Source organism: Prosthecobacter sp. (genome assembly GCF_014879935.1).
Taxonomy (GTDB): Bacteria; Verrucomicrobiota; Verrucomicrobiia; order Verrucomicrobiales; family Verrucomicrobiaceae; genus Prosthecobacter.
The window spans coordinates 34,771-56,550 of record NZ_JACSRD010000184.1 but is presented as its reverse complement, the minus strand read 5'-3'; the positions used below and the strand labels follow the sequence as shown (position 1 = coordinate 56,550).

Below are 21,780 nucleotides of genomic sequence, written 5' to 3'. Positions count from 1 at the left end.
TCCTGCTGCTGGCTCATGGGTGGCATGGTGGTGATGACGACCTTGGGGTTCTTGAGCTTGACCAGGTGATGGAGCTGCATGCCGTTTTCCTGCTGGCCGGTGTTGTGCCGGTAGAGGATGGCGTAAGCACTGGTCTGGATTTCGGTCGTGTGGATGACCTTGTCGGCGTTGGGCGTGGTGGAGGCCGTCTTGTAGTCGATGATCTCCCCGCGCTGAACGAGGTCGAGGATACCGATGAGTTTAGGCAGACCATGCATGCGCAGGTCCGCCTCCACCGACACCTCGACGGCATCAGGCTTCAACTCGGCGGGAACGTGGGATTCCCGCAGGTAAGTATCCACCAGACGCCAGCCGGTGGTTTTCTCATCGTCTTCCTCGCCAGGCTCCCAGGTGACGGAACCTTCCGAGGTGTCCGCCCACGCGGTGGTGTAGGCGACATGTGCCTGCTTGAGCGTGAGCGGCTTTTGCAGCCAGCGTGCCTTGTTCCAGGACTTCAGCACGGCATGAACCGAGCTGCCGAGATGGAGCGAGGGTGTCTTGGGCTTGGTGAGGCGGAGCACATAGCGGAAGTAGAACTTCAGACGACACTGCAAGAACAGCCCCAGCCGAGAGGCCGAGACGGTTCGTTGCAGGTCGCTGAGGATGTCCTTCTCGCCTGGCTCCTTGGGGATGGAGCTGGCTTCGGCGTTCATGCGGCTTGGGCGGTGGGGCGTTGCTGCCAGCGGGTCTGGCGTGGAGCAGGCTTGCCCACTTTCACGAGAAGATCCTCGATGAGCTGGCTGGCCTGCATTTTGTTCAGCTCCTTGACGCCGGTGCCAAAGAGCTGCTGCGCAAGGTCTTCCACCTCGTGCTTGGGGAGCTGGTTCTCGTTGATGATGCGCAGGATGAACCCGCGCTGTCCCTCCGTGCAGTTCCAGCGATCAGCCGCCGGTTTGGCAGGAGCACGATGACCATTGCCATTGGTCGAGTAGGTGCGTCCGTTCTGCGGCGCATGATTGCCGTTGGAGCCGTTCGATCCATTGCCTTCCGGCACGAAACCGGGATGCTGGATTTCCTGGTCAACAGAGTGCTGGAGCAGGCCGTAAAGCCTGGCGATCTCCGTCTCCGCCTGGGTGATGTCGGAGAGTTCCGTCTCGATGGAGGCGGAGAAGCTGTGGCTGCTGTATTGAGGCAGGCCGAGCTTTTTGGAATAATTGGCGCTGAGTTTGATAGCCATGATGATGTGTGTGTTGGGTTGTGGGTGTGGACACGAAAAAGCCCACGCGCCGGTGAAGGCACATGGGCTTCCTGTGGTGATGGTGGTGGAGTGCCCCTAAGCCGCTTGCGCGATCCCAGGAGCCGGAGTGTTGGAGGCGGAATCGTCGGTGATTCGCAGGTTGGTGGCCGTCTGCCATCCGGGGGTGCCACGAAGCGCCTGGAGCAGCAGTTCATCCGTGAGACGAGTCATCGGAATCCTGCGCTGCCGGGCCTCGTGGTAGAGGACGGAGACGACGAACCTGGAGATCACGGGCGAATAGTGGGTGGGCCGTGACATGGTTGAGGTTGATCGTTTGCGGAGGTCTGACGGAATGTTGGTATGAACAACGAACCGCCAGCCTATCGAATGTTTATGACACAAAAGGAACGGTCATTGCACTGAGGCCCTCCACGGCATTATGGACACTCACGTCGGCCTGACCGAGTGAAAGGGAGGGGATTCGATTTATCCGGGTCCCTTTTCTTTAGCTGCGGGTCACTGTGATCGAAGCCACAGTTCAAGGCGCTTCTGACATTCACCAGACGGCAGGAATGCCCCTTGCTCCATCATCGCTTGCAGCTTTTCCACTGCCGACTGCTGCGTGATGATGGATTGCGCCAGAAGCTCATCCAAGATTCCCAGAATACCCATCACCCTCACTTTGGCGGCGGATGCTTGCGCACGAAGCTTCTTGTCGCTCGTGAGCAGAACGGCCTTGAGTTCATTGGCGAGAAAAAGCACGGATTGATCCTCGATCCCCAAACTCGCAGCATACTGAAAATCACGGACTTTCTTTAGTTCGGCATCATCGAAGGACTTCACCTTGATGACACCTGTAGCTTGCAATGCCTCGACCACAGGCCACTGGCTTTCCTTTCTGACTTGTCGGATCACAAGATCTGTCGTCCATGTCTCAATGCCAAGCTTAAACCAGGCACCAATAAGCCCCCCGTTGATCAGGTCGATCAACACACAGGCGTCTTTGACTGCAATCTTCATTGCCGTCAGGAAAACACCTCCCGGAACTCTTTTCGGAACTCACCAATGGTCTGTCCGAGCAAGCTGGATGCCTTTGATGCGCTAATGCATTCCTCTGCGACCGCACGATGAACCAGTTGTTTGAATCGGGAGTGGCTCTCGTTTCCACGATACAGGTCATCACCAGGTTCACGTTTTTGAGCACGCCAAGCATTCGCCTCCCGGCAGAAGCGCAAAAACACCTGTTCGCCGATGAGTCCTAGCTGTCGTGCTCTCATCATGATGGCCCAGATGGAGGCACCAAAATTAGCCTTCATCTCGATCAGCTCCCCCAGGCTCAAACTGGTCCGGTGCTTTCCAAAAGTTTGCTCAAAGCTCTCCTTGGGCAGCAGCAATGCCCCAGCGAACCGTTTCACAATGTCTTCCTCCTCCTTCTCGGAAAGGTTCTTGGCGAGAGGCAGGACAAGATGCGCCAGCTCATGAACGGCAGTCATGCGCTTCCTGAGCAGGTTCACATTCAGCCAGTCAGCCAGCACGATGACAGGGCCAGCCTCAGTCTCAGCAGAGAATCCGTCAAAATCCTGGTCAGCATTTGCTAGTTCAAACACCTTGATGCCATGTGACTCGATCAGTTCGATCACATTCGGCAGCGGATCTCTTCCCAGCTTCCATTCCTTGCGCAGTTCATCCGCCATTTTTTCAGCAGCTTCTGGAGTCTTGATGCTAGGCCCTGCTAGCCGGCCAGGGAACTTGCTGGGAGCATCCACGATTTGTTCGATCTCATGGTAGCGCTCGAAATACTCCATGGCTCGCTCACGAACCGCCTGCTCAGCCTTCACGCCTAGTGAAGCCTTTTTCCTAAATCGAACGTCCTGAAGAGTGATGGTGAATGGGCGGAAGAAATAATCAGGCACCTGATCCAGTGCGTCACAGAGCTTGATCAAAACAGCGGAATCTGGCTGCATCTGACCTGCCTCATATTTGGCAAGGGCAGTGTGAGAGACCGCTCCGCCAATCGCATCTGCCAATCCTCTCAGGGCTAAACCCTTCATCGCTCGCGCTTGACGAAGCCGTTTGGAAAAGATGTCGGGGGCTTCGGTGGTCATGGTTTACATAAATATATCCTTGACCATCTTTTGTAAACATTCATTTTGGAGCAATGGAAAGTCGAATTCCAAAACAGAGAAGCCGATTCCGGGTGCAACCGGAACCGGCTCCTTTGCTTCAGATGGTGTCCCTTGCTGGAGACACCCTCCTGGTAGCAGGCTTGGTTCAAAGCGCGCCGATTCTGCAAGATCAGCCAGTGGGGGTCAAGCCCAAATCGAGGCTTTATAAAGGGATTGCAAACAGGAGACCAAGAAGATGGCTAAAAACTATCATGTGACTCGCCGGGAGACCGGCTACGCAGTGGTGGGTGCTGGTAATCAGCGCGCTTCGTCCGTTCATCGGACGCAGGGCGAGGCTATTGCCGCAGGTCGTCCGCTAGCTCAAAAGGCTGGCGGCGAACTGAGGATTCACGGCGCGGACAATAAAATCCGCGAATCGTGGAGCTACGGCAGTGATCCATTCCCACCCAAAGGCTAAAGGTCCACTCATGGCTCCGTCATCTTCAAGAGGTGGCGGAGCTTCGCCCTAGTTATTTTGCGCTTCACGGAATCGGTACTGATCGAACTCCAAATTTTAGGCCACGCCAACTTCGTGTTCTGTGTATTCCTGCTTGTCGTTATAATGCAGCACTGAAGAGCTTATAGCGCGATAATGTTACGGCTTCATTCGTTTCCACCAATCCCGAAGCGTCGGCCATGCCTTAACAGGAATTGTGAAAGCAAATCGCTCACGCTTTTTTGTTTCAATTATAACATGCTCATCAGAGCCTGAGGTCCAAGGATTCCTAAGCGTAAAATCATGAAACTCATTGGCAGGGTCGAAAGTGATTTCAAATCCACTCTTGAGATTTACAAAGGAGAGTGTGGAGTCCTTCACAGTGAGCCGGTACTTATCACCAAAGAAAAAACCGCCCATCTTTACGGTGAACTCTCGGTTCGTAACGTCCAACAACTCCGGCGGAATACCTTTGTTTTCTCTGCTTGGAGTTGCTGAGGGTAACGGCGGTGGTACTGAGACGAGGCTTTCTGGTGGCTTATTATTCGCTTTTTTATCGTTTTGCGACTTCGGCAGCGGCGGTGGTATTAATTTTGTAGCTGGCTTTGTTGAAAATGACTGTGTGGGAGCATCTGCACCATTTTTTGTTTTGGCGCTGTCACTTGTCGTCGTTGCCTTCCAATCTGGAGGGGCTTCCGGCATTAGTATTTTGCGCTTCTCAGACATACTTGGACGTTATCGGGACCCAGCCGAGTGCTGCATGAAAATGCGGCCATCCTGCTCATTGCATAATATGTGAGAACCTGCTGCAGCTTTGTCGGCCAAGATCAATTCGGCAAGGGGCTTTGAGATCAAGCGTTCCACTGTGCGTTCGAGATGACGTGCTCCATATTCCTCGCTATACCCCTGAGCAATGAGCATGGCTTCTGCTGTAGGGGTGAGTTCGAGGACGATGTTTTTGTCCTTCAGGCGTCCGTTTAGGCGAGCGATAGTCAACGCGAGAACCTGCTTCACTTCATCGTGACCGAGCGGCTGAAAGGCCACGATGTCTGTTAAGCGGTTGATGAATTCTGGGCGAAAAAGTTTTCTTGCCTCGGCAAGGATGGTTTGGCTGAGTTCCTTGTCTGGAGCTGCCTCTTTGCCCTCTTTTTGGAATCCGATTGCAGCCTTTTTCCCGACGGCTCCAACGTTCGAAGTGAGAATGATGATCGTCTCACGAAAATCGCAGCGAACACCGTGGGAATCGGTGATGAATCCATTGTCGAAAATTTGGAGGAAAATGTCCATAATCTTCGGGTGCGCCTTCTCCACTTCATCCAGCAAAACCACGCTGTAGGGCTGGCTTCTGACTTGCTCCGTGAGCTGTCCGCCTTGGTCATGGCCGATGAATCCGGGCGGTGCCCCAATTAGTTTTGATACGCTGTGCGCCTCCATAAGCTCAGACATATCGATCCGAATGAGCTGCTTCTCATTTCCAAACAAACACTCGGCCAGTGCCTTGGCGAGTTCAGTCTTTCCTGTACCACTGGGGCCAGCAAACAAAAACACTCCGATGGGTCTTCCACCTTGCTTGAGGCCAGACCGCGCCAGACGAATCGCCTCGCTCACCGCCTCAATGGCTCGACGTTGCCCCTTCACCCGCTTTTCGAGATCGGCTTCCAGGCGCAGCAGTCGTGCCGAATCGTCTTCGGTCAGTTCACCCACTGGCACCTTGCAACGGTGAGCCACAGCCGCAGCCACATCCTTCCGCGTGATCGAAAGCCCGGCTCTAAACTGCGCTCTAAAATCACCTGACAATGACCGTAGCCTGGCTTGGGCGCAGGCCTGATCTAAGACATCAATTGCCTTGTCTGGCAGACGATGGGCTGGGAGATAGCGGACGGTCAAATCAACTGCCGCATCCATTGCACCATCTTCAATTTTAACCCCGTGATGGACTTCGATGTTGGATCGTAATCCTTGGAGTATGGCAATCGTTTCAGTGCGATCTGGCTCAAAGACTTCAATCACTTCAAACCGGCGTGCTAGAGCAGGGTCAACTTCAATATGCTTTCGATATTCCTGCGTTGTTGTCGCTCCAATGACACACACTTCGCCGCGGGCTAGGGCTGGCTTCAGCAAATTGGCAGCATCCATGGCCCCAGATCCCTGTCCAGCTCCAGCCATCAGGTGGATTTCGTCGATAAAGAGGATTAGATCAGGATCACGTTTCGCCTCAGCAATCAGGACTTGCAGGCGTGCCTCCATGTCACCCCTCAGATTGGTTCCGGCAACAAGGCTCCCCATCGAAATCTCGATGATGCGCTTGCTAGCAAACTCGGGAGGAACCTCCCCCTTGGCAATTCGTTGGGCCAGACCTTCGACGACTCCTGTTTTTCCCACCCCAGCTTCACCGATGAGAATGGCATTGTTTTTCCGGCTGCGTAGCAGCGTCTGAATCAGAGAGCGCATCTCCACCTTTCTGCCAATCACCGTCGATAGTTCTCCCTGCCGAGCTAGTGCAGTCAGGTCGCGCCCCAGTCTATCCACCAGATTGTTTGCAGGCTTTCGCTTGTTCAGTTGTTTGTCTGGCTGGTGATGTACTTGTGGAGGCTTTGCTTCGCTGGGGCCCGCCTGTTCAACCGCTGCTCCTTGCAGTGCAGTCAGCACCGCTTCGGAAAAAACTCCCGCCGCAATACCCGCTTGATCCAAAACGCTCAGCAGCCAGGGACCGGAAACCGTCACAATGCCAGCAAGCAGGTGCAGTGGCTCGATCATTTCACACGCTGTTAGTGCCGCCACCTTATCGGCTTCGGCAAAGACCTCCCGCGAAAGCCCACTCCGCCTGAGATGTGTGTCCACCTTCTCTGACTTGGAACCACGAACGAGAGCCCTTCGCAATCGACGTCTGATTTGAGTTGTTTCCAAACCCGCCGTTGCAAGGCAGGCAGCCAATTTTAGGACTGAACAAACTTCCTGTTGGATACGCTGATCGGAGAGCGACGTGTTCTCAGCCAAGATGCCTGCCACATCCAATTCCACCAGCTTGAGCAGCGCCAGAAAATAATGTTCAGGCTCCAACTCGGCACAGTGAAGGTTAGCTGCCTCAAGCTCAGCCAGCCGCCAAGCAATCAGCAGGGAATCAGAATGGCGTAGTGGTTGCGAACTCATGGCAGTCGATCACTTGGTAGAGCAGAGTAGATTCATATGAACTCCTACACAGATCAGCAGCGTGGTGATCAATAAGACCAGCGAGATTTTCCAGATCAACAGGCGGCGTCGAAACACCTGCTTGGTGAAGTCATCGAGAACTTTGAGACAATTCTCAAATTCAACTTGGCGTCCACCCAACTTCAAAGCTTCCTCCCAACGCCGCCTCGCAAGATCAAAACGCCCCTGTTGCACATAGATTCGAGCCAGGAGGTCCAGCCCGTCCGCTGATTGTGGCGTCATGCCTCCGGGACACAATAGCGCCTCAGCTTCCAGCAGGCGTTTGCTTGAAGCCATCTCCATAGCACGTGCGAGTCGCAGACGGTCCTCAAAACGCTCTACGATGCGGCTGACCGCGGTTTGGGACTGGTCTGGCAAACTCGACATGGTCGAAATCAGAGAATGGTTGACCCAATTCCGCTTTGTGCTTTCTCGGCTTCATCTTTGGGAAGGAGATTCCAAAGTTTCCTCACAACATCGGTAAGTCCCTCCACATTGTTTTGCTGGAGATAGCTCCTACCACGCTCAAACAAACGTTCTGCTGCATCTGAGTCTCTAAATTTGTGCTTCTCACCTTCCATACGTTGAAACTGGCCCACCCAGTAAGCAGGGATTGAAAATAAAATTTGTGCATAAATGGAATGGCCCTCCTCAATTTTTTTCGCTAGCCGATCTGTCTGTTTCTTCGCGATGATTGATTCCACAGCATCAGACCAGTCCTCTGCTTTGTCTTTCTGGCCGCTATTTCCATGTCTTGAGGCCAGTTCTTGAAGCTCTCCCTGAAGCTCCTTGGCTTCCGCGATAAGCGTGGGCCATTTCAACTTTTCCTGTGCAGCATCGAGTTGAAGCTGCAGATCCAAAAGCCTCTTTTGCGCCTTCTCTGCGGCTGAAGGATCTCCTTTGGCTGCGCGCACGGCATCAACAAGTTCCCGATCAGATTCCAGTTTCTCTAACTCATCGAGGACGGCCGCATCTCCAGCTTGTTCGGCTTTTTGTTTAAGCTCTTCGAGCCTCGCCTTCTCTTCCCTCAGCGTTGCAGCAATCAACGTCGCATCAGCCTCCTGCTTTTCGATCTTCAGATCCTTTTTGAATTCTTCGTCCAAGAGCGGAAAATAGGCTTCCAGTTTAATTGTTCGGGATTCAGTGACTTTCAGTGTCACTTCGACCTCTGCCCTTGCCGGGAGGTCGCGACGCACCATTGACGAATCAATCTCTAGTGCTCCCACTTCCCGATTTCGCATCGCAAGTTCATTCTCACCTTCAAAAACTGGGATGCGAACTGGCTCACCTGGTTGTCCTGTTTTCAAGGCAATCGTGGTCCTGTATGCTTTTCCTCCTCGTTTTTTCTGCGGAAGACCAGAACCAGCCTTGAAAAACCACTCAACGGTTCCATCCGCAAGACCTAAGCCGATGGATTTGAGTAATGGCTGCTCTTCGATCACGGCTCCAATCGTGTAAACTACATGGTCAGGCACGGCTTTTTGTATCGTGCCGTGGCGGTCTGCAATTTCGATGTGAAACGTGTTTCGCGAACCCTTCTCAGCCAGCAAATTTGCCATAAAAGCACCCTCTGCGTTCAGCGGAATTTGTCCACTGCGCCACTTGGTATCGCGATTAACAAACTCAAGCGTGAATCCAACTATAGGTTCTCCAGTTGGATTCATCACTTTGCCGGCGATCAAGGGATCAATATCGTGCCCCACCGGCTTGTAACTATCTGAAATATTGACCTGAAATTCTCCTGCCGCTGCTTTCTTCTGTAGTTTTGAGTCCACTTTTTGAGTGCCTGCGAAAACAGCAGCTCCGCGAGCAACCACAGTCAACGGATCTTGGCTAAAGTCGATGGGGATGCCCAAGCCTGCGTTGAGCATTTCTCGGAAGTAGGGGGCCTTGGTTGGCCCCCCTACCACAATCACTTTTTGCACGGCCTGCGTGCTAAGATTTTTTTCCTTGAGCACTCGACAACAAATTTCTACTGACCGCATAATGATTGGTTCAGCAACAGCAATAATATCGTTACGGCTCAGCACAATCTCATCGCATTCGATGGTGTTTCCCGTGGCATCTTCAAAGGCGATCCCTCCACTCAAAGTTGTCTTGTCCTTGATGGAAAGCTCGATGCGCGCCGTCTCAACCGCGTGCTTGAGGCGCTTCATCTCTGTCCCCCAACGCTCTGATCCACGAGCAAAGCCCGGCAGGTTGAAGTTTTTTGTGAGCTGCGGGATAACAAGTTTTTCCACCACGGACCAATCAATATCGGAGCCACCAAGAAAATTGTCGCCACCATGATGCACCACATTGATCATCCCTTCATTCGCCTTGATCAAGGCGGCGTCAAAAGTCCCTCCACCAAAATCATAAACCAGCCAATACGCCTTCTCAGAATCGATCTGGAAGCCGTAAGCCAGAGCTGCGGCTACTGGCTCGGTGAGAAGCGGACTTGCAGTGAAACCAGCCAACTCAGCAGCACGTCGAGTGGCATCACATTGGTGCAGTTCGAACGCCGCAGGCACCGTGATCACCGCTGACTGAATCACCTCTCCGGTCTTAGCCTCACCAGAGGCACGCATCGCTTTCAATACTTCAGCAGACAATTCTTCTGGTTTTCTGCGCTGCCCGCTTGAAGCAAAATCATAAAGGTGAGGCGTCCCCATCTGTCGTTTAAACTCGACATAAGCATCTCCATGATTGCGCTCGCTGGCCAACGCATTTTTCGCCCTCGTTCCAACAAATGCCAGCCCCTGTTTGTTGATAAAAACCGCTGAAGGGGTTACATCTTGGTCGTCCGAATTCTTGATGATCTGAGGTTCAATTCCGTTCAGAACAGCGATGGCGCTATTCGTAGTTCCAAGATCAATTCCAAAGTCAATGGTGCTTCTGCTCATGCTGTTATGATTGTTATTTCTTGGATGTTGGTACGGCAATGTCGATCTCGCCCCGTTGAACCATCGTCTGGTTCCACATGATGGTGGGTCTAATCGTGCGAATGATCCGTTCTTTGCTAATGGCTTCTTGAGGTTCTTCAGTCACCACCTGATCGGGCAAACCCGAATCAAAGGCTTCACCTGTTCGATCAATCACCTTGAGACCAAGTCCTTGAATGCATTCACGTATTGCGTCCAAGGCGTTGGAAAGTTTACGTATGTCTTGGGGTGTAAGGTTTGCTTTCGGCTCTGATGTTTCAGCATCAATCAAGGCGCTACCCATACGCCAACTTTGGTTAGCGACAGCTATCAAAGCTTTCACAAGGCCCTGTTCATTGAGATCGCTGCTTGGGTCTTTTCGATTGGAATTCGTGGCTGCAACCGCCGCCTGAATCAGATCATTCGCAAATTGACGGGGATCAGGCATTGGAACCTGCGGTATTGAAAGCGAATCAGGGACGTTCATAGTGGAATGGTAGTTTGAGTTTATTTGGTGCCACCAGCTTGGATAAGTTTTATAATTTCAACTAACTTTTCAATGATTACGGCATTCCAAACGTCTCTGCGACTCAGTGCAAAATGAATTTTCTCAGGGTGTTCAGCAGATACATGGACATGCCCTTGGTAATCATTGAAGCCAAAGTTCCGATAAGGAATTAGAAGTTCCTTTTTCCACCACAACGAGCCCGTTTCGCAACTCACACCGGTCTTTGTAAGCAACAGGGGTCCAACTTGAACCGTTCGCTTTCCTGACGTGATATACTCTGCAAGCATCGTTACGTAATTCGGGAGAATTTGATGATACAGAGATTCGAGTATTGAAGTGAAGTCTGCTTGGGCCTGCGCGTCACTCCGAAAAAACCGCTTACATTCTACCGAAATCGAATCATCTCGCCCGCGAACGCCAATTAAATATGATGTGCTTGCAATCCCATTTACGACCTGGGTAAAAATTCCGAACCGAAGCCCGGTAATGTTTGCGGCGGCAATTTGAGTTCCGTTATAGCGCACAAAACTCTGAGTCACCTCAAACTCATCGGATCGAATTTTGATCGTTCTATCCCACTGCTTTTGCTCGTTAAAAATCTTCTCTAGCGTTCTCCGATCATCCATCATACGCTTTTTGAGATCGGGATCGGTTGCTAATTTTAATGCCAAATTGATGGCTGCCGCCGCCGTTGCCGAATCGCTTTCATCGTTATGAGCCGCGATTGATATTTCGCGCAAAGTGATGGCAACAGTATTGACAAGATTGTTGTAAGTCTCGGAGCTTGGCCCCAGGGTTGACGCCCATGACGGTAGTTGCGTCATGATTGTCCGCTGAACCTGCTGTAGTTTTTGTGCCGGACCGAGAGAGCTTTCTTTAATTGTGCGTAGAGAGTTGAAAATTGGCTCAAGTTGCTCACCAGCAAGGTTGTTCTCGCCAATCGCGATATTTCTCATCAAGCGCTCTCGAATGTGCATGCCAGAGGCGAACTGGAGGGCCTGTTTCAACAATTCCACAAAGGTTTGATTGTCTCCTGTAGCCTTTTGATGTGCGACCAGCAAATTTGCCACAGTCTCCGCAACACTGTCGAAAAGATCATTTCGTTGGTGTGCATCATCGCCATGAAAGAGATCATAAATACCCATCAGAGGTGTTGACGCGATCATGAGATCAGAGGCGAGTTGCGTGCCTTGATCGGGTTTCCTTTCCGACTGCGTTTGGGCTGACTTTAGTTGTTGATCGACTCGTTTCCGTATGGGTGCCAACACCAGTTCTGCTGTACTTTCGACGTCATCTTGACCTTGGTTGGTCTGCCGCATAAAATCCACGTGGAATTTTGCCCAATCCATTCGGCCCTGCTCAGCAAACTTTAGCGCAGCCTCAGCATTTACCCGGTCCAATGCCTGTGGGAGCAGACGGCGCATTCTGCGCACAAATCCCGTGGTCAGCGCCTCATCTTCGAGAGAGCGCACTCGTTCTTTGAGAACTTCCCAGAGTTCATCCGAATCGACCAACGCCTCCCAGCGTTCGAAGGAATCGCGCCAGTAGCCCATGATTTTCTCATCGCGTCCAGCGTCAAGTTCATATGCCACATGGTGATTGGTCCAATCGACCGCAAACATGTGAAACATGATGGCTAGGTTATGCTGAGCTGCGAAAGAACCCTCAGTTTCTCGTTCCCCCCAAATTTCAATGGCTTTCTGCGCGTCTCCGGCGAGCAGAGCTTGAATGGAGATGTCTTCCTTGCTAGAGCCAAACTTTTCGGGCCAATACCAAAAGAATTCATCCACCAGTCGGTGCTCGGGTTCCTTCATCCGCGCCAAGGCATCACGTATTTGCTCAGTAGTCGGTGGTGGGGCCAATGGGAAAGCGGCTTTGGCACCGGCCGCAGTCCCTGCCATGCCCTCCTCCATCATCATCTGTAATCTTTGAGCCTGCTTAGCAACCTCTTTGGGTGTGGCATCGACTGGCAACCCGGTGATACGGAAGATGTTCTTCTGGTACAGTTCGAGCGTGCAAGCCTCCAAAAGGGGTGCGCATTCATTTATTCCTGTGGGCTGACTCATAAAATTGGGCTTACATGGAAATGCCGCACCGCCAGAGACGCACTTGCGGGGCGTATTTTTGACGAAGATCAGGCCACTTGTTGAAGGCTTCCTCCATCACATCTGCCGCAGCTGAGAGACGCCCCTGCTTTTTGAGTTCAATGGACTGAAGGGCCATCTGCTCTGCCATCACTTGATTGGGTGATGAGTGAGCGGTGCCCAATGCGGCTTTGGACACATCGGCTGCAAGTTGTTTGGAAGAAGCGGCGCCATGCCCCGGCCTCCAGCGCTCCAACGCATCAAGCATTTCCATGGCATTTTGAAATCTGTCCACCGGCCTGATGCTCAATGATCGCGTGATGATGGCATCCAAAGCGGCATTCACATCGGCATTCAATTCCGAAGCTGGGCGAATCTCTTCTTTGAACAAGTCTTTGCTGCCCCATCCCAGATCTGTAGGGTACTTGTAGGGCAACTGGTCGGTGAGCAGCAGGTAGAGCGTGGTGCCGATGGCCCAGACATCGGCAGCACAAGAGTCACCTTTGCTTTCCGTAAACGCCTCTGGTGGTTTGAAACTGATCGTGCCAGCGGCAGTCGCAAGCAGAGTGAGTGGATTGACCCGCTTCGCCAAGCCAAAGTCGCTGACACGCGCTCGCAATCCATCCGTCTCGTAACCGACCAGTATGTTCTGTGGCTTGATGTCGCGATGCACAATGGGCGGTTGTTCACGGTGAGCCACCGAAAGCCCACGACAAACCTGCTTGATTATATCGACCGTCGTTGCCAACGGGACAAATTCCGTACCATGCGATTGCCAGAATTTATCCAGGCTACCGCCCGGAACGTTTTCCATGGTGAAGTAGCCATATAGTCCCTTGGGAGTTTCAACGGTATTGGCATCGAACACACGAACGATATTTGGATGGCCGATCTTCGACAGCATGATTGCCTCCCCGAGCATGTCCTCAATATCGGGCAAGGTCATACCAGCGCCCTTGAACACTTTCATCGCCTGTCTTCCCAGAAAGCGGTGCCGCACGCGGAAAACCTCCGCAAAGGCACCTTCTCCCAGAAATCTTTCGACCTCGTAGGTATCGCGAATGTTTTGGCCTTCGGAGAGAATTGCCATGAGCTGTTAGTAGATGGGTGTGCCGACCCTCGCCAACTCGGCGTTAAAAGCATCCACTCCCCGATTATAGGCGTCGGTTGCATCCTGAAGGCGATTGCTCATTTCATTGACCCGATTCACTTTCTGGTTGAACGAATCGACCGAATACTGGCTGGTGCGATCCAGGTAGCGACGTGAGCGGTTAATGTCAGCGCTAAGAGCACTGATTTCAGTCTCTGCTTGGTCCAAAGTTGCTTTTTCCGATTCCAGGGCCGTTTTCTTTGCGAGCAGCCCGTAGTAAGCCGAGTTTGGAACGCGGAACATGCGCCCGGAGGCGTCACGATAAATTTGAGTCGATTCTTCTGATGCGGTTCCCGGTGTCGCGACTGAAGGTGACCTCGGGTATGAAGTTGTAGGAAACCCAGAGGTTAGTGGTGAAGGGGGTGGGGTGTATGTCAGTGGAGCGGGGGGCGTGTAGATCGGAGCAGGGGGAGTGTAAACAGGCTGTGAAATCACCGGTTTGGTTTGTGGTGGCACCGTCTGTGGAGGCTGATTCTGGCTCCATGAATTATCAGCATACGGAGCAGCCGCAGTTTGTTTTGATGGAGATGACCTTTTTGAGGCGACCTCTCCGAATATCCAGAAGAGAAACAGACCAACGCTTATGCAAATTACCCATGCAAATTTTGCCTCAATGCTCAGCGGTTTTGAGTTGGTTATGCCAGTCTGTGGTATGGATTGGTCTCTGGTTTCTGGAATGCGTGTGGCTGGCGCAAGCACAGCACTGCTCGCTTCTTTTTGGACTGCACGGGCGGCTCCGTGACTGAGTGGGGTCAATCCTGACTTGGATCGAATCACTTGAGAAAACTCAACTTGTGAAGTGGTTCCAGCCTTCTGAATCATGACAGAGGGAGCGTAAACACCCGACATCACCATCGCTTCAACGAAATCGAGGTCGAACGGCCCCTGAACCTGCCCCGCGTGATGGACAAGATATAGGTTTTGTGAGCTGTCTTGCTGCGGTTTCACAGTTTCGATTGTTGAGGGTGGCTTAATTCTTTATACAAACCAGCCGTAAAAACGTCAACCGCTCTGGCGTGAATTGCTTTTTTCGCCCGAATCCAAGTGCCCATCGGAGGCAAGTCCGCGATACCCCATCCTTGCAAGCCCCTCACGCAGCTTGGCAATGCCTGATTTCACTGCTTTGTGAGCTGCCTGCTTGGTTACCCCCAAATTCTCGCCAATCTCTGCATAGCTGCTGCCATTTCTAAGCGCATCCACCAGCAAACGCTCACGAGGAGAAAGCAGATTCAAAACAGCACCCAAAGCCGCCAAAGTTTCCTGTCTGCGAACCTCTTTGAGCACATCCTGTTTGGGATCGCTCGGTTGGAGTTGGTCAGAACTGCCATCGGTCCCTGTGGCCGCTCTGAGTTTGCTCCAATCGACCGGGTCTTCAAGTGACTTTGGGAATACGCGTGCGTATCGCAGTTGCTTGGCATACAAGGAATTGAGTGCGTTCCGCATCACCCGAGAGGCAAAATGTATGAACTCTCCCTTTTCTGAATCGTACGCATCGGCAGCCCGCATCAGCGCCATATGGGCCTCAGACCTTGCGTCATCCACGCTGCTGCCAGGAATATTCGCGTATTCCAGCGCGATCACTTCGGCAAGAGGCAGGTTGTCTTCGATCAAACTGTGGGAACCCATTTTGCCAGCATGTCGAGAAAAACGGAAATGGGCACATTATTTTCGCTCCGGCTTGGATACGACGAGGCAGCCGTTATCGAATGTCCTTCGTGTTTTGTTTGAGGGGCACCCAGATTGGTTTGAGATCTGGGTCTTTGAGCATTTCACGCAGCGCGTTTTTGTTCAGACGCGCAGCGTTCGTTGCATGCTCCAACCCTGCGGGGAGATTCCCCAGGCCAACCTCAATACACGCCATATTGTGGTGAAACTGTGGGTAATCCCACACGGTTCCGGGTGCATTCAAAAGGACTCCCCTTGCCTCGTCATAACGGCCTAAGCTGAAAAGCATCAACGCTTCAGTGTAGAAGCCCGTCAAATTTTGCGGCTGCACATTGCGATGCAGTCTGGCGATGACCAAGGCGTCGTCGAACCTCTTTTTACTGTCCAATTCGACAACAAATTCTTGAAGGAGGTCGCCGATTCGTTGGGCCGTGGCATCATCGAATTCAGGGCTACTCGGTATTGTGTCAGCGGCAGCAACTTTTTCCTCTTGCGGCAATGAGACTGGTTTGTGAACAACCCGATCCTTCAGACCATCATTGATGGCTTGAACTGGCTGGGGTGACCGGGGAACTCGTCCTGTGACGGGTGGTGCGGTTGGGAGTTCCAGTTTGTGCTTCTGCATTTTTTAGAGAACAGGCCGCTTAGATAAACGATCAAGCATTTTTTTGAAACCACCTTGGTGTCGTCACACACCGAGAACCTCATGATGATGGTGATGTGCTGCCTTGATTCACTGGATGCGCTCAAGGTTCAGGGGCAGCCACAAGTTCAGGTGCAGATCAATCCCTTGGAGGTGGTGCAGTTCATCAGCGGTGGATTTGTGCCGATGAACGAGATGTGTGAACGTGCCGGAATGAACGAGCGCCAGATCTTCGAACGAACCAAGGCTGTGTTCGAGTATTTCAACCTGCCTTTCGATGTGCAGGGGTGAAGGAACGAAGTTCACACCCAAATGACTTTACGCCAGCAGTTCCGCCATGCGGTCATGATGCGGTCGGCGAACGTGGCTGTATGTATCGAGGATGAGGCAGGCGATGCTGCGTGAATATGCGCACACGATAAACAGCCAGAGTGGTTTCAGACCTGATCAAACATCATCAGATGTGGTCGAACATGTTCTTATTTTTGTTCTTACTTTGCGCTTTCTGGCATGCAAAACCTTGATTTTATAAGGTGGAGCGGGTGATGGGAATCGAACCCACGTATCAAGCTTGGGAAGCTCGTGTTCTACCATTGAACTACACCCGCGAAAGCGTGGCGGAGTGTGGATGGGGCGGTGAAATTGTCAATCCGGGCGTCGGGGGCAAAAAAAGGCTGGCATCGGGCGCTCGGCAGAGGGTAAACCTTTGCCCCGGATCATTTACGCGCACGTCATGAGCACCTCCTCTTCCGGATCGAAGCCTCCAGGCCTATGGCAGCCGCCTTCCCTGGAGGAAATGCAGGCGATGCTCCCGCAGTATCGTTTCGAGGTGCTGCTGGGCCGCGGAGGGATGGGGGCGGTGTACAAGGCAGTGCAGGTGTCACTGGACCGGCCGGTGGCGGTGAAGGTGCTGCCGGGCGGCCTGATCGACGACACGGACGCGCAATTCGCCGAGCGCTTCAAAAACGAGGCGCGCACGATGGCGAAGCTCAATCATCCGAGCATTGTCAACGTGTTTGAGTTTGGCGAGACGCAGACCGGGCTGCTTTACATCGTGATGGAGTTCGTCAATGGCACGGATGTGGCGCGGATGATCAGCGCGCAGGGAAAGCTGCCGGAGGACTACGCGCTGTCGATCACGGCACACGTGTGTGATGCGCTGAACTACGCGCACCGGAACGGCATCATCCACCGCGACATCAAACCGGCGAACATCCTCATCAACATGGACGGCGCGGTGAAGGTGGCGGACTTTGGCCTGGCGAAGCAGAATGACCCGGGGCAGAGCGGCCTGACGAAGACGAACATGGCGATGGGCACGCCGGATTTTGTCGCGCCGGAGGCACTCATCCCCGGCATGCCGCTGGATGGCCGCGCGGATCTCTATGCGATTGGTGTGATGCTTTACCAGATGCTCACCGGCGAGATCCCGCGCGGCATGTGGACGATGCCGGGGCTTAAACTAGGGACCGATCCACGTTTCGATGCGATCATTGCCAAGGCGATGCAGACGGACCGGGAGTCGCGTTATCAAAGCGCCGCTGAGATCCGACGGGACCTGGACACCATCTTGACGATCCCGCGTGCGGCGGCCCAAACCGCTGCTCCAGCGCCCAAGGTGGTCGAGACGGCTGCCAAACCCGCTGCGGGTGACGCCCCGGCACCACCGAAGAAGCACTCCAAAGCGGGGGATGCGTCGAAATCGCCCGCAGCGGCGGGAAAATCCACACGCGGCCTGTTCATGGGCGTGTCCGTCTCAGTGCTGGCGCTGGTCGGAGGCTGGTTTGCGGTGAACCGGCCTGTCGAGAGCGAGAAATCGCCGGAAGTGGCCACCAAAGTCGCGTCTGAACCGAAGCCGGTGTCCAAACCGTCTCCACCACCGTCCACCGCAAAGGCCGCGACGCTGCCAAGACCGCCCAAGCGGAATGCTTTGAAGACCATCGATCTTCTGGCGTTGCTCGATCCGGTGAAGGACGCCGTGGCGGTCACGAAAGAGGCGGGCAGGAACGAGTGGAAGCGGGAAGGAAGCAGTTTGGTGTTCCAGCCGGACGGGCAGAGCGGCAAACTGGCACCGCCGGTGGCCTTGGAGTGCTCGGATTACGAGATCGAGTTCAAAGCGACCAAACACAGCGGCAACGACCGCATCCATGTGGATCTGCCGTTGAAGAACGGCCGCATCCTGCCGCTCGTCTTTAACGGTCACGGTCGGAAGGTGATCGGCGAGCAGGACGGCCAGACATGGGGAAATGCTGAACGCGAGGTGCATGTGGCGATCCGTGTGATCGACGGCCCCGGCAGCACGGATCGTGTCTTCATCCAGCGGCTCAACGTGAAAGGCAACCCGCTGGCCGACTGGAGCGGTGACCTCGATGCCCATGGCAAGCAAGGCGAGTCTCATCCGGAGTTCCCGGGCCAGCCACTGACTTCCGTGTTCGTGAAGAGTGACAAGTATGCGGTGCAGGTCTTCACGCTGCGTGTGTTTGAAGGGGATGCGAAGGTGCTACGCAAAGCCCGGCCGGAATCGCGTCTGGAGACGCCACCGCCGATGAAAGCCGCGCCCGTCGCTGCGGCAATGCCTGCGCCTGCCCCAGCCGCCATGCCTTCGGTTGCCAAGCCCCTGCCGGCCGGAACCGAGCCCTCGATGCCGCCACCGAGCGATCCCGTCGCGCTGAAGCTGGCTGATTTCGAAACCAAGTTCCAGGCTGCCCTCGAACGCGAAGCCGAGGCGGCCTACAAGGCGCACATCAACACGCTCAACACAGGCTACCTGGCCGCGCTCGACCGCGAACTGTCGGCCGCGGCCAAAGCGGCGAGACTGGACGACGCGTTGGTCCTGCGTGAGGAGAAGCAGCGCATCGTCGATGGCAAAGGTCTGCCGCCGGAAGACCTCGACACCCTGCCGGATTCACTGAAACGCCTGCGTGGCACCTGGCGCAGCACCGAGGCGGGCTATGCGAAGGTGCGGAATGCGAAGGCGGCCCCCTTGTTCGAGACTTATGACAGGGCTCTGGAAGGGTTTCAGAAGGAACTGACGCAGCAGAACAAGATCGATGACGCTCTCCGCATCAAGGAGGCGCGTGATGCACTGGCAGCGCGTCGGGCGGAAGCCGTCGCTGTGGTGGATGCACCCGTGGCAGCGGAGAAAACGGCCCCGCCAGCGCCTTCCGCAGTCGCCGCAGGCGAATCGGGCAGTTCCTGGCGTCGGGCGGCGGAATGGGTCCTTTCGTTGGGCGGTGAAATCAACGTGAAAGGCGTCGCGGGAGGCATCAAGGCGGTGAAGGACCTGCCTTCCGGGCGGTTCAGCATCCAGCGAATCTTTTTGAACCTCAAACCGAAGGAAGGAGCGGCCATCACTGACGACGACCTCACGCGGCTGAATGGCCTGCGCGATCTTGAGGTTCTCCAACTCCATCATCTGCCGAACGTGACCGGTTCCGGACTGGCGGCCCTGGCTTCGTGCGCGGACAGCATGCGGGAGATTGAATGTTACAATGTGGGGCTGCAGCCTGCTTGCATCGATCACCTGCTGCGTTGGAAAAACCTCCAGGTCGTCAACTTTAACGACACCAAGTCGCTGACCTCGGAGGCGCTGGCCCGACTGGCGGCGCTGAAGCACCTGCGCGACTTGTCCCTGCGCGGGAATCCGGGTTTCGACAGCAAGGCGCTGCTGGCGCTTGCGGAGTGCACGAAGGTCACCTCACTCGATCTGAATGGCACGGCGGTCGCAGACGAGGGATTGTCCGCTCTCAAGGGGATGACGGGCCTGGAGCGCCTGGACTTGGTGGATGTGCGGGGCGTTCATGGCAGCGGTCTGGCCCACCTGGCCGGCCTCATGCAGCTCAAGACCCTGAGGCTTGCGAACACACAGGTCGTTGACGAATCGTTGCGGGCTCTGTCGAATTTGACGAGTCTTGAGGTGCTCGATTTGAAGCAGACGAAGATCACCAGTGCGTGCCTGCCCCATCTGGCCGGGCTGACGAAGCTCAAATCCCTCAATCTGGCGGCACCGGACTTCACCGGAGAGGGATTGAACGTGCTCTCAGGCTGTGTCGTGCTGGACGATCTCTGTCTGGGGGGAGGTGGAGGCAATCCGCCCTGCAACATCACCAACCAGGGACTGCGTGATCTGGCTGCCGCTGCTCTGCCGGCTTTGAAGAAGCTCTCGATCAAAGGCAAAACGCTCACCGACGAGGGCATCGCCTATCTGGGCTCGCTGAAGCTGACGGACCTCTATCTGGAGCGGCAGCCGGGAGTGGAGGGCGCCCGTGCGATCGCCCGGATGCCGACCGTGCGAAAGCTCAACTTTGGCGGAGGGCCGGCGGGAGACGCGGTGATCGCCGAACTCATGGCCATCAAGAGCCTGGAAGATCTTTCGTTTTACGATTGCGAGGTGACGGATGCGGCGCTGCCGGGCCTCCTCGCCATGCCCAAACTGACGCGCTTCTTTTTCTACAGGTCGAAGATCACTCCGGCGGCCATCGTGGCGGCGAAAAAGACGCGGCCGGGTCTCAAAATCGGCCAGTGAGCTGACGGGCTGCCGTTCCTGGCCGATTTTGTGGACGGGACTCCGGCGGATCGAATGTTTTGTGAAGGAACGCGTGATTTTGATGGTTGAGAGCAGGGCCGCCGGACGTAGTTTTCACATCTATGAAGCAAAAGCCCCTCATGTTCCTGATCGCTTGTGCCATCTCCGCGGCATTCATGCTGGGGGGCGTTTCCCAGGCGCAGCAGCAGGTGAATGAGAAGGAACTCCGGGACTGGGCAGACCGCGGCGACTCGGAGGCGCAGTTCGAACTGGGACTGCGGATGATCACCGGGGAAGGGGTGAAGAAGAGTCCGGCGGAAGGGGTGGCTTTCATCGAGAAAGCCGCGAAGCAGAAGCACCTGCGCGCGCAGCACATCATGGGCACGCTTTATGAGGACGGCGTCGGCGTGAAGAAGGATCTGGCGAAGGCGGCGGAATGGTATCGCACCTCCGCAGACCTCGGCTTTGCCCTGTCGCAGCACAGTCTGGCTATCCTGTATGAGGACGGGAAAGGCGTGAAGAAGGATCTGGAGAAGGCTGCGGAGTGGTTCAAGAAAGCTGCGGACCAGGGCAATCCGCCCTCGCAGACGGCGTATGCCTCGAAGCTCGAAATGGGCAGCGGACTGGCGAAGAGCACCGCGAAGGCGGCGCTTTGGTATTTGAAGGCCGCGCAGCAGGATTTCGTGCCTGCCATGACCCGCCTCGCGAACATGTACTACACCGGCCAGGGCGTGCCGGTCGATTATCGCCGTGCGGGTGCCTGGTATCGCCGTGCGGCGCGTTCGGAGGATCCGTGGGCCTCGAACAATCTGGCCTGGTTCCTGGCCACCTGCCCGGAGGAGAATCTGCACAACGGGGAGACCGCCGTGCTGCTGGCCCGCCGGGCGCTGAAGCTGGTGGCGGAGGTGGCGCAAAGTGACGTGCAGCCCTACGAGATGATCGACACCATGGCGGCAGCCCTGGCGCGCAATGGCGAATTCAAGGAGGCGGAACTCTGGCAGAAGCGCTCCCTCGCCGTCCTGGACGAGGACAAGGATCTGGCCAAAGACGAACGCAAGAAGCTGGAGGACGAGTTCAGCGACCGCCTGAAACTTTATCAAAAGGCATCTCCCTTCGCCGAACCGGAGCGTCCGGGCGAGGATGGGGCCGAGCCGCTCCCGCAGGACACGATTTTGCAGGACGAAGGCCTTCCTGAGGGCAAACCGCGCAAGAAAACCACCCCGAAGAGCAGTCGCGGCACGGTGGTGTGACCGGGTGATCTCGAAATGGCCGTCGCACTGCCGTTCCAGTCCTCTT

At 54.8% G+C, this 21,780-nt stretch carries 19 protein-coding genes and 1 tRNA gene; 4 read left to right on the top strand and 16 right to left on the bottom strand.

Annotated features, from left to right (window positions below; genetic code table 11):
- From IAE77_RS20170 to IAE77_RS20150, 5 genes are all read right to left on the bottom strand, one after another.
- On the bottom strand, positions 1–692 hold a 692-nt coding region (locus IAE77_RS20170), incomplete at its 3' end, for a PD-(D/E)XK nuclease family protein (protein WP_294230632.1).
- Complete coding sequence (locus IAE77_RS20165; protein WP_294230629.1) at positions 689–1,216, bottom strand: hypothetical protein; 528 nt, start codon at positions 1,214–1,216, stop codon at positions 689–691. The genes IAE77_RS20165 and IAE77_RS20170, both read right to left, overlap by 4 nt.
- A gap of 96 nt (positions 1,217–1,312) precedes the next feature.
- Complete coding sequence (locus tag IAE77_RS20160; protein ID WP_294230626.1) at positions 1,313–1,534, bottom strand: hypothetical protein; 222 nt, start codon at positions 1,532–1,534, stop codon at positions 1,313–1,315.
- A gap of 198 nt (positions 1,535–1,732) precedes the next feature.
- Complete coding sequence (locus tag IAE77_RS20155) at positions 1,733–2,236, bottom strand: hypothetical protein (protein ID WP_294230623.1); 504 nt, start codon at positions 2,234–2,236, stop codon at positions 1,733–1,735.
- A gap of 5 nt (positions 2,237–2,241) precedes the next feature.
- A complete protein-coding gene (locus IAE77_RS20150) occupies positions 2,242–3,321 on the bottom strand; it encodes an XRE family transcriptional regulator (RefSeq protein WP_294230620.1) in 1,080 nt (359 codons plus the stop codon).
- A 256-nt stretch (positions 3,322–3,577) separates the two neighbouring features.
- Here IAE77_RS20150 and IAE77_RS30940 point away from each other — a divergent pair, with 256 nt between their 5' ends.
- Positions 3,578–3,799, top strand: coding sequence for a DUF2188 domain-containing protein (locus IAE77_RS30940; protein ID WP_345780998.1), 222 nt, complete (start codon positions 3,578–3,580; stop codon positions 3,797–3,799).
- A 177-nt stretch (positions 3,800–3,976) separates the two neighbouring features.
- Here the strand turns inward: IAE77_RS30940 and IAE77_RS20145 are convergent, their stop codons facing one another.
- From IAE77_RS20145 to IAE77_RS20100, 10 genes are all read right to left on the bottom strand, one after another.
- Positions 3,977–4,543 (bottom strand): hypothetical protein, encoded by a 567-nt coding sequence (locus IAE77_RS20145; protein WP_294230615.1) that lies wholly within the window; start codon positions 4,541–4,543, stop codon positions 3,977–3,979.
- Between the two features lie 9 nt (positions 4,544–4,552).
- The gene (locus IAE77_RS20140; RefSeq protein WP_294230612.1) at positions 4,553–6,967 is read right to left on the bottom strand and encodes an ATP-dependent Clp protease ATP-binding subunit; all 2,415 of its coding nucleotides are present in this window, start codon (positions 6,965–6,967) and stop codon (positions 4,553–4,555) included.
- 9 nt (positions 6,968–6,976) lie between these two features.
- On the bottom strand, positions 6,977–7,393 hold the full coding sequence (locus tag IAE77_RS20135; RefSeq protein WP_294230607.1) for a hypothetical protein: 417 nt from the start codon (positions 7,391–7,393) through the stop codon (positions 6,977–6,979).
- Positions 7,394–7,401: 8 nt separating this feature from the next.
- Positions 7,402–9,891, bottom strand: coding sequence for an Hsp70 family protein (locus tag IAE77_RS20130; RefSeq protein WP_294230604.1), 2,490 nt, complete (start codon positions 9,889–9,891; stop codon positions 7,402–7,404).
- Positions 9,892–9,904: 13 nt separating this feature from the next.
- On the bottom strand, positions 9,905–10,396 hold the full coding sequence (locus IAE77_RS20125) for a hypothetical protein (RefSeq protein WP_294230602.1): 492 nt from the start codon (positions 10,394–10,396) through the stop codon (positions 9,905–9,907).
- 20 nt (positions 10,397–10,416) lie between these two features.
- A complete protein-coding gene (locus IAE77_RS20120) occupies positions 10,417–12,483 on the bottom strand; it encodes a hypothetical protein (protein ID WP_294230600.1) in 2,067 nt (688 codons plus the stop codon).
- A gap of 10 nt (positions 12,484–12,493) precedes the next feature.
- Positions 12,494–13,591, bottom strand: coding sequence for a serine/threonine-protein kinase (locus IAE77_RS20115; RefSeq protein WP_294230597.1), 1,098 nt, complete (start codon positions 13,589–13,591; stop codon positions 12,494–12,496).
- A 6-nt stretch (positions 13,592–13,597) separates the two neighbouring features.
- Positions 13,598–14,599 (bottom strand): hypothetical protein, encoded by a 1,002-nt coding sequence (locus IAE77_RS20110; protein WP_294230594.1) that lies wholly within the window; start codon positions 14,597–14,599, stop codon positions 13,598–13,600.
- A 54-nt stretch (positions 14,600–14,653) separates the two neighbouring features.
- Positions 14,654–15,262: a sigma-70 family RNA polymerase sigma factor gene (locus IAE77_RS20105; protein ID WP_294230591.1), complete on the bottom strand. Its 609-nt coding sequence runs from the start codon at positions 15,260–15,262 to the stop codon at positions 14,654–14,656.
- Between the two features lie 88 nt (positions 15,263–15,350).
- Positions 15,351–15,941, bottom strand: coding sequence for a hypothetical protein (locus IAE77_RS20100; RefSeq protein WP_294230588.1), 591 nt, complete (start codon positions 15,939–15,941; stop codon positions 15,351–15,353).
- Positions 15,942–15,995: 54 nt separating this feature from the next.
- Between IAE77_RS20100 and IAE77_RS20095 the strand changes: the two genes are divergently transcribed.
- Positions 15,996–16,250 (top strand): hypothetical protein, encoded by a 255-nt coding sequence (locus IAE77_RS20095; protein WP_294230583.1) that lies wholly within the window; start codon positions 15,996–15,998, stop codon positions 16,248–16,250.
- A gap of 243 nt (positions 16,251–16,493) precedes the next feature.
- Here the strand turns inward: IAE77_RS20095 and IAE77_RS20090 are convergent.
- Positions 16,494–16,567 (bottom strand) — tRNA-Gly (locus tag IAE77_RS20090).
- 125 nt (positions 16,568–16,692) lie between these two features.
- Here IAE77_RS20090 and IAE77_RS20085 point away from each other — a divergent pair.
- Positions 16,693–20,484, top strand: a complete 3,792-nt coding sequence (locus tag IAE77_RS20085) for a protein kinase (RefSeq protein ID WP_294230581.1) — start codon at positions 16,693–16,695, stop codon at positions 20,482–20,484.
- 140 nt (positions 20,485–20,624) lie between these two features.
- Positions 20,625–21,734, top strand: a complete 1,110-nt coding sequence (locus IAE77_RS20080) for a tetratricopeptide repeat protein (RefSeq protein ID WP_294230578.1) — start codon at positions 20,625–20,627, stop codon at positions 21,732–21,734.
- Positions 21,735–21,780 lie beyond the last annotated feature (46 nt).

Bases quoted from the DNA above. Each gene is read 5' to 3' on its own strand.
- IAE77_RS20165 (WP_294230629.1), bottom strand. From the start codon at position 1,216: ATGGCTATCAAACTCAGCGCCAATTATTCCAAAAAGCTCGGCCTGCCT.
- IAE77_RS20160 (WP_294230626.1), bottom strand. From the start codon at position 1,534: ATGTCACGGCCCACCCACTATTCGCCCGTGATCTCCAGGTTCGTCGTC.
- IAE77_RS20155 (WP_294230623.1), bottom strand. From the start codon at position 2,236: ATGAAGATTGCAGTCAAAGACGCCTGTGTGTTGATCGACCTGATCAAC.
- IAE77_RS20150 (WP_294230620.1), bottom strand. From the start codon at position 3,321: ATGACCACCGAAGCCCCCGACATCTTTTCCAAACGGCTTCGTCAAGCG.
- IAE77_RS30940 (WP_345780998.1), top strand. From the start codon at position 3,578: ATGGCTAAAAACTATCATGTGACTCGCCGGGAGACCGGCTACGCAGTG.
- IAE77_RS20145 (WP_294230615.1), bottom strand. From the start codon at position 4,543: ATGTCTGAGAAGCGCAAAATACTAATGCCGGAAGCCCCTCCAGATTGG.
- IAE77_RS20140 (WP_294230612.1), bottom strand. From the start codon at position 6,967: ATGAGTTCGCAACCACTACGCCATTCTGATTCCCTGCTGATTGCTTGG.
- IAE77_RS20135 (WP_294230607.1), bottom strand. From the start codon at position 7,393: ATGTCGAGTTTGCCAGACCAGTCCCAAACCGCGGTCAGCCGCATCGTA.
- IAE77_RS20130 (WP_294230604.1), bottom strand. From the start codon at position 9,891: ATGAGCAGAAGCACCATTGACTTTGGAATTGATCTTGGAACTACGAAT.
- IAE77_RS20125 (WP_294230602.1), bottom strand. From the start codon at position 10,396: ATGAACGTCCCTGATTCGCTTTCAATACCGCAGGTTCCAATGCCTGAT.
- IAE77_RS20120 (WP_294230600.1), bottom strand. From the start codon at position 12,483: ATGAGTCAGCCCACAGGAATAAATGAATGCGCACCCCTTTTGGAGGCT.
- IAE77_RS20115 (WP_294230597.1), bottom strand. From the start codon at position 13,591: ATGGCAATTCTCTCCGAAGGCCAAAACATTCGCGATACCTACGAGGTC.
- IAE77_RS20100 (WP_294230588.1), bottom strand. From the start codon at position 15,941: ATGCAGAAGCACAAACTGGAACTCCCAACCGCACCACCCGTCACAGGA.
- IAE77_RS20085 (WP_294230581.1), top strand. From the start codon at position 16,693: ATGAGCACCTCCTCTTCCGGATCGAAGCCTCCAGGCCTATGGCAGCCG.
- IAE77_RS20080 (WP_294230578.1), top strand. From the start codon at position 20,625: ATGTTCCTGATCGCTTGTGCCATCTCCGCGGCATTCATGCTGGGGGGC.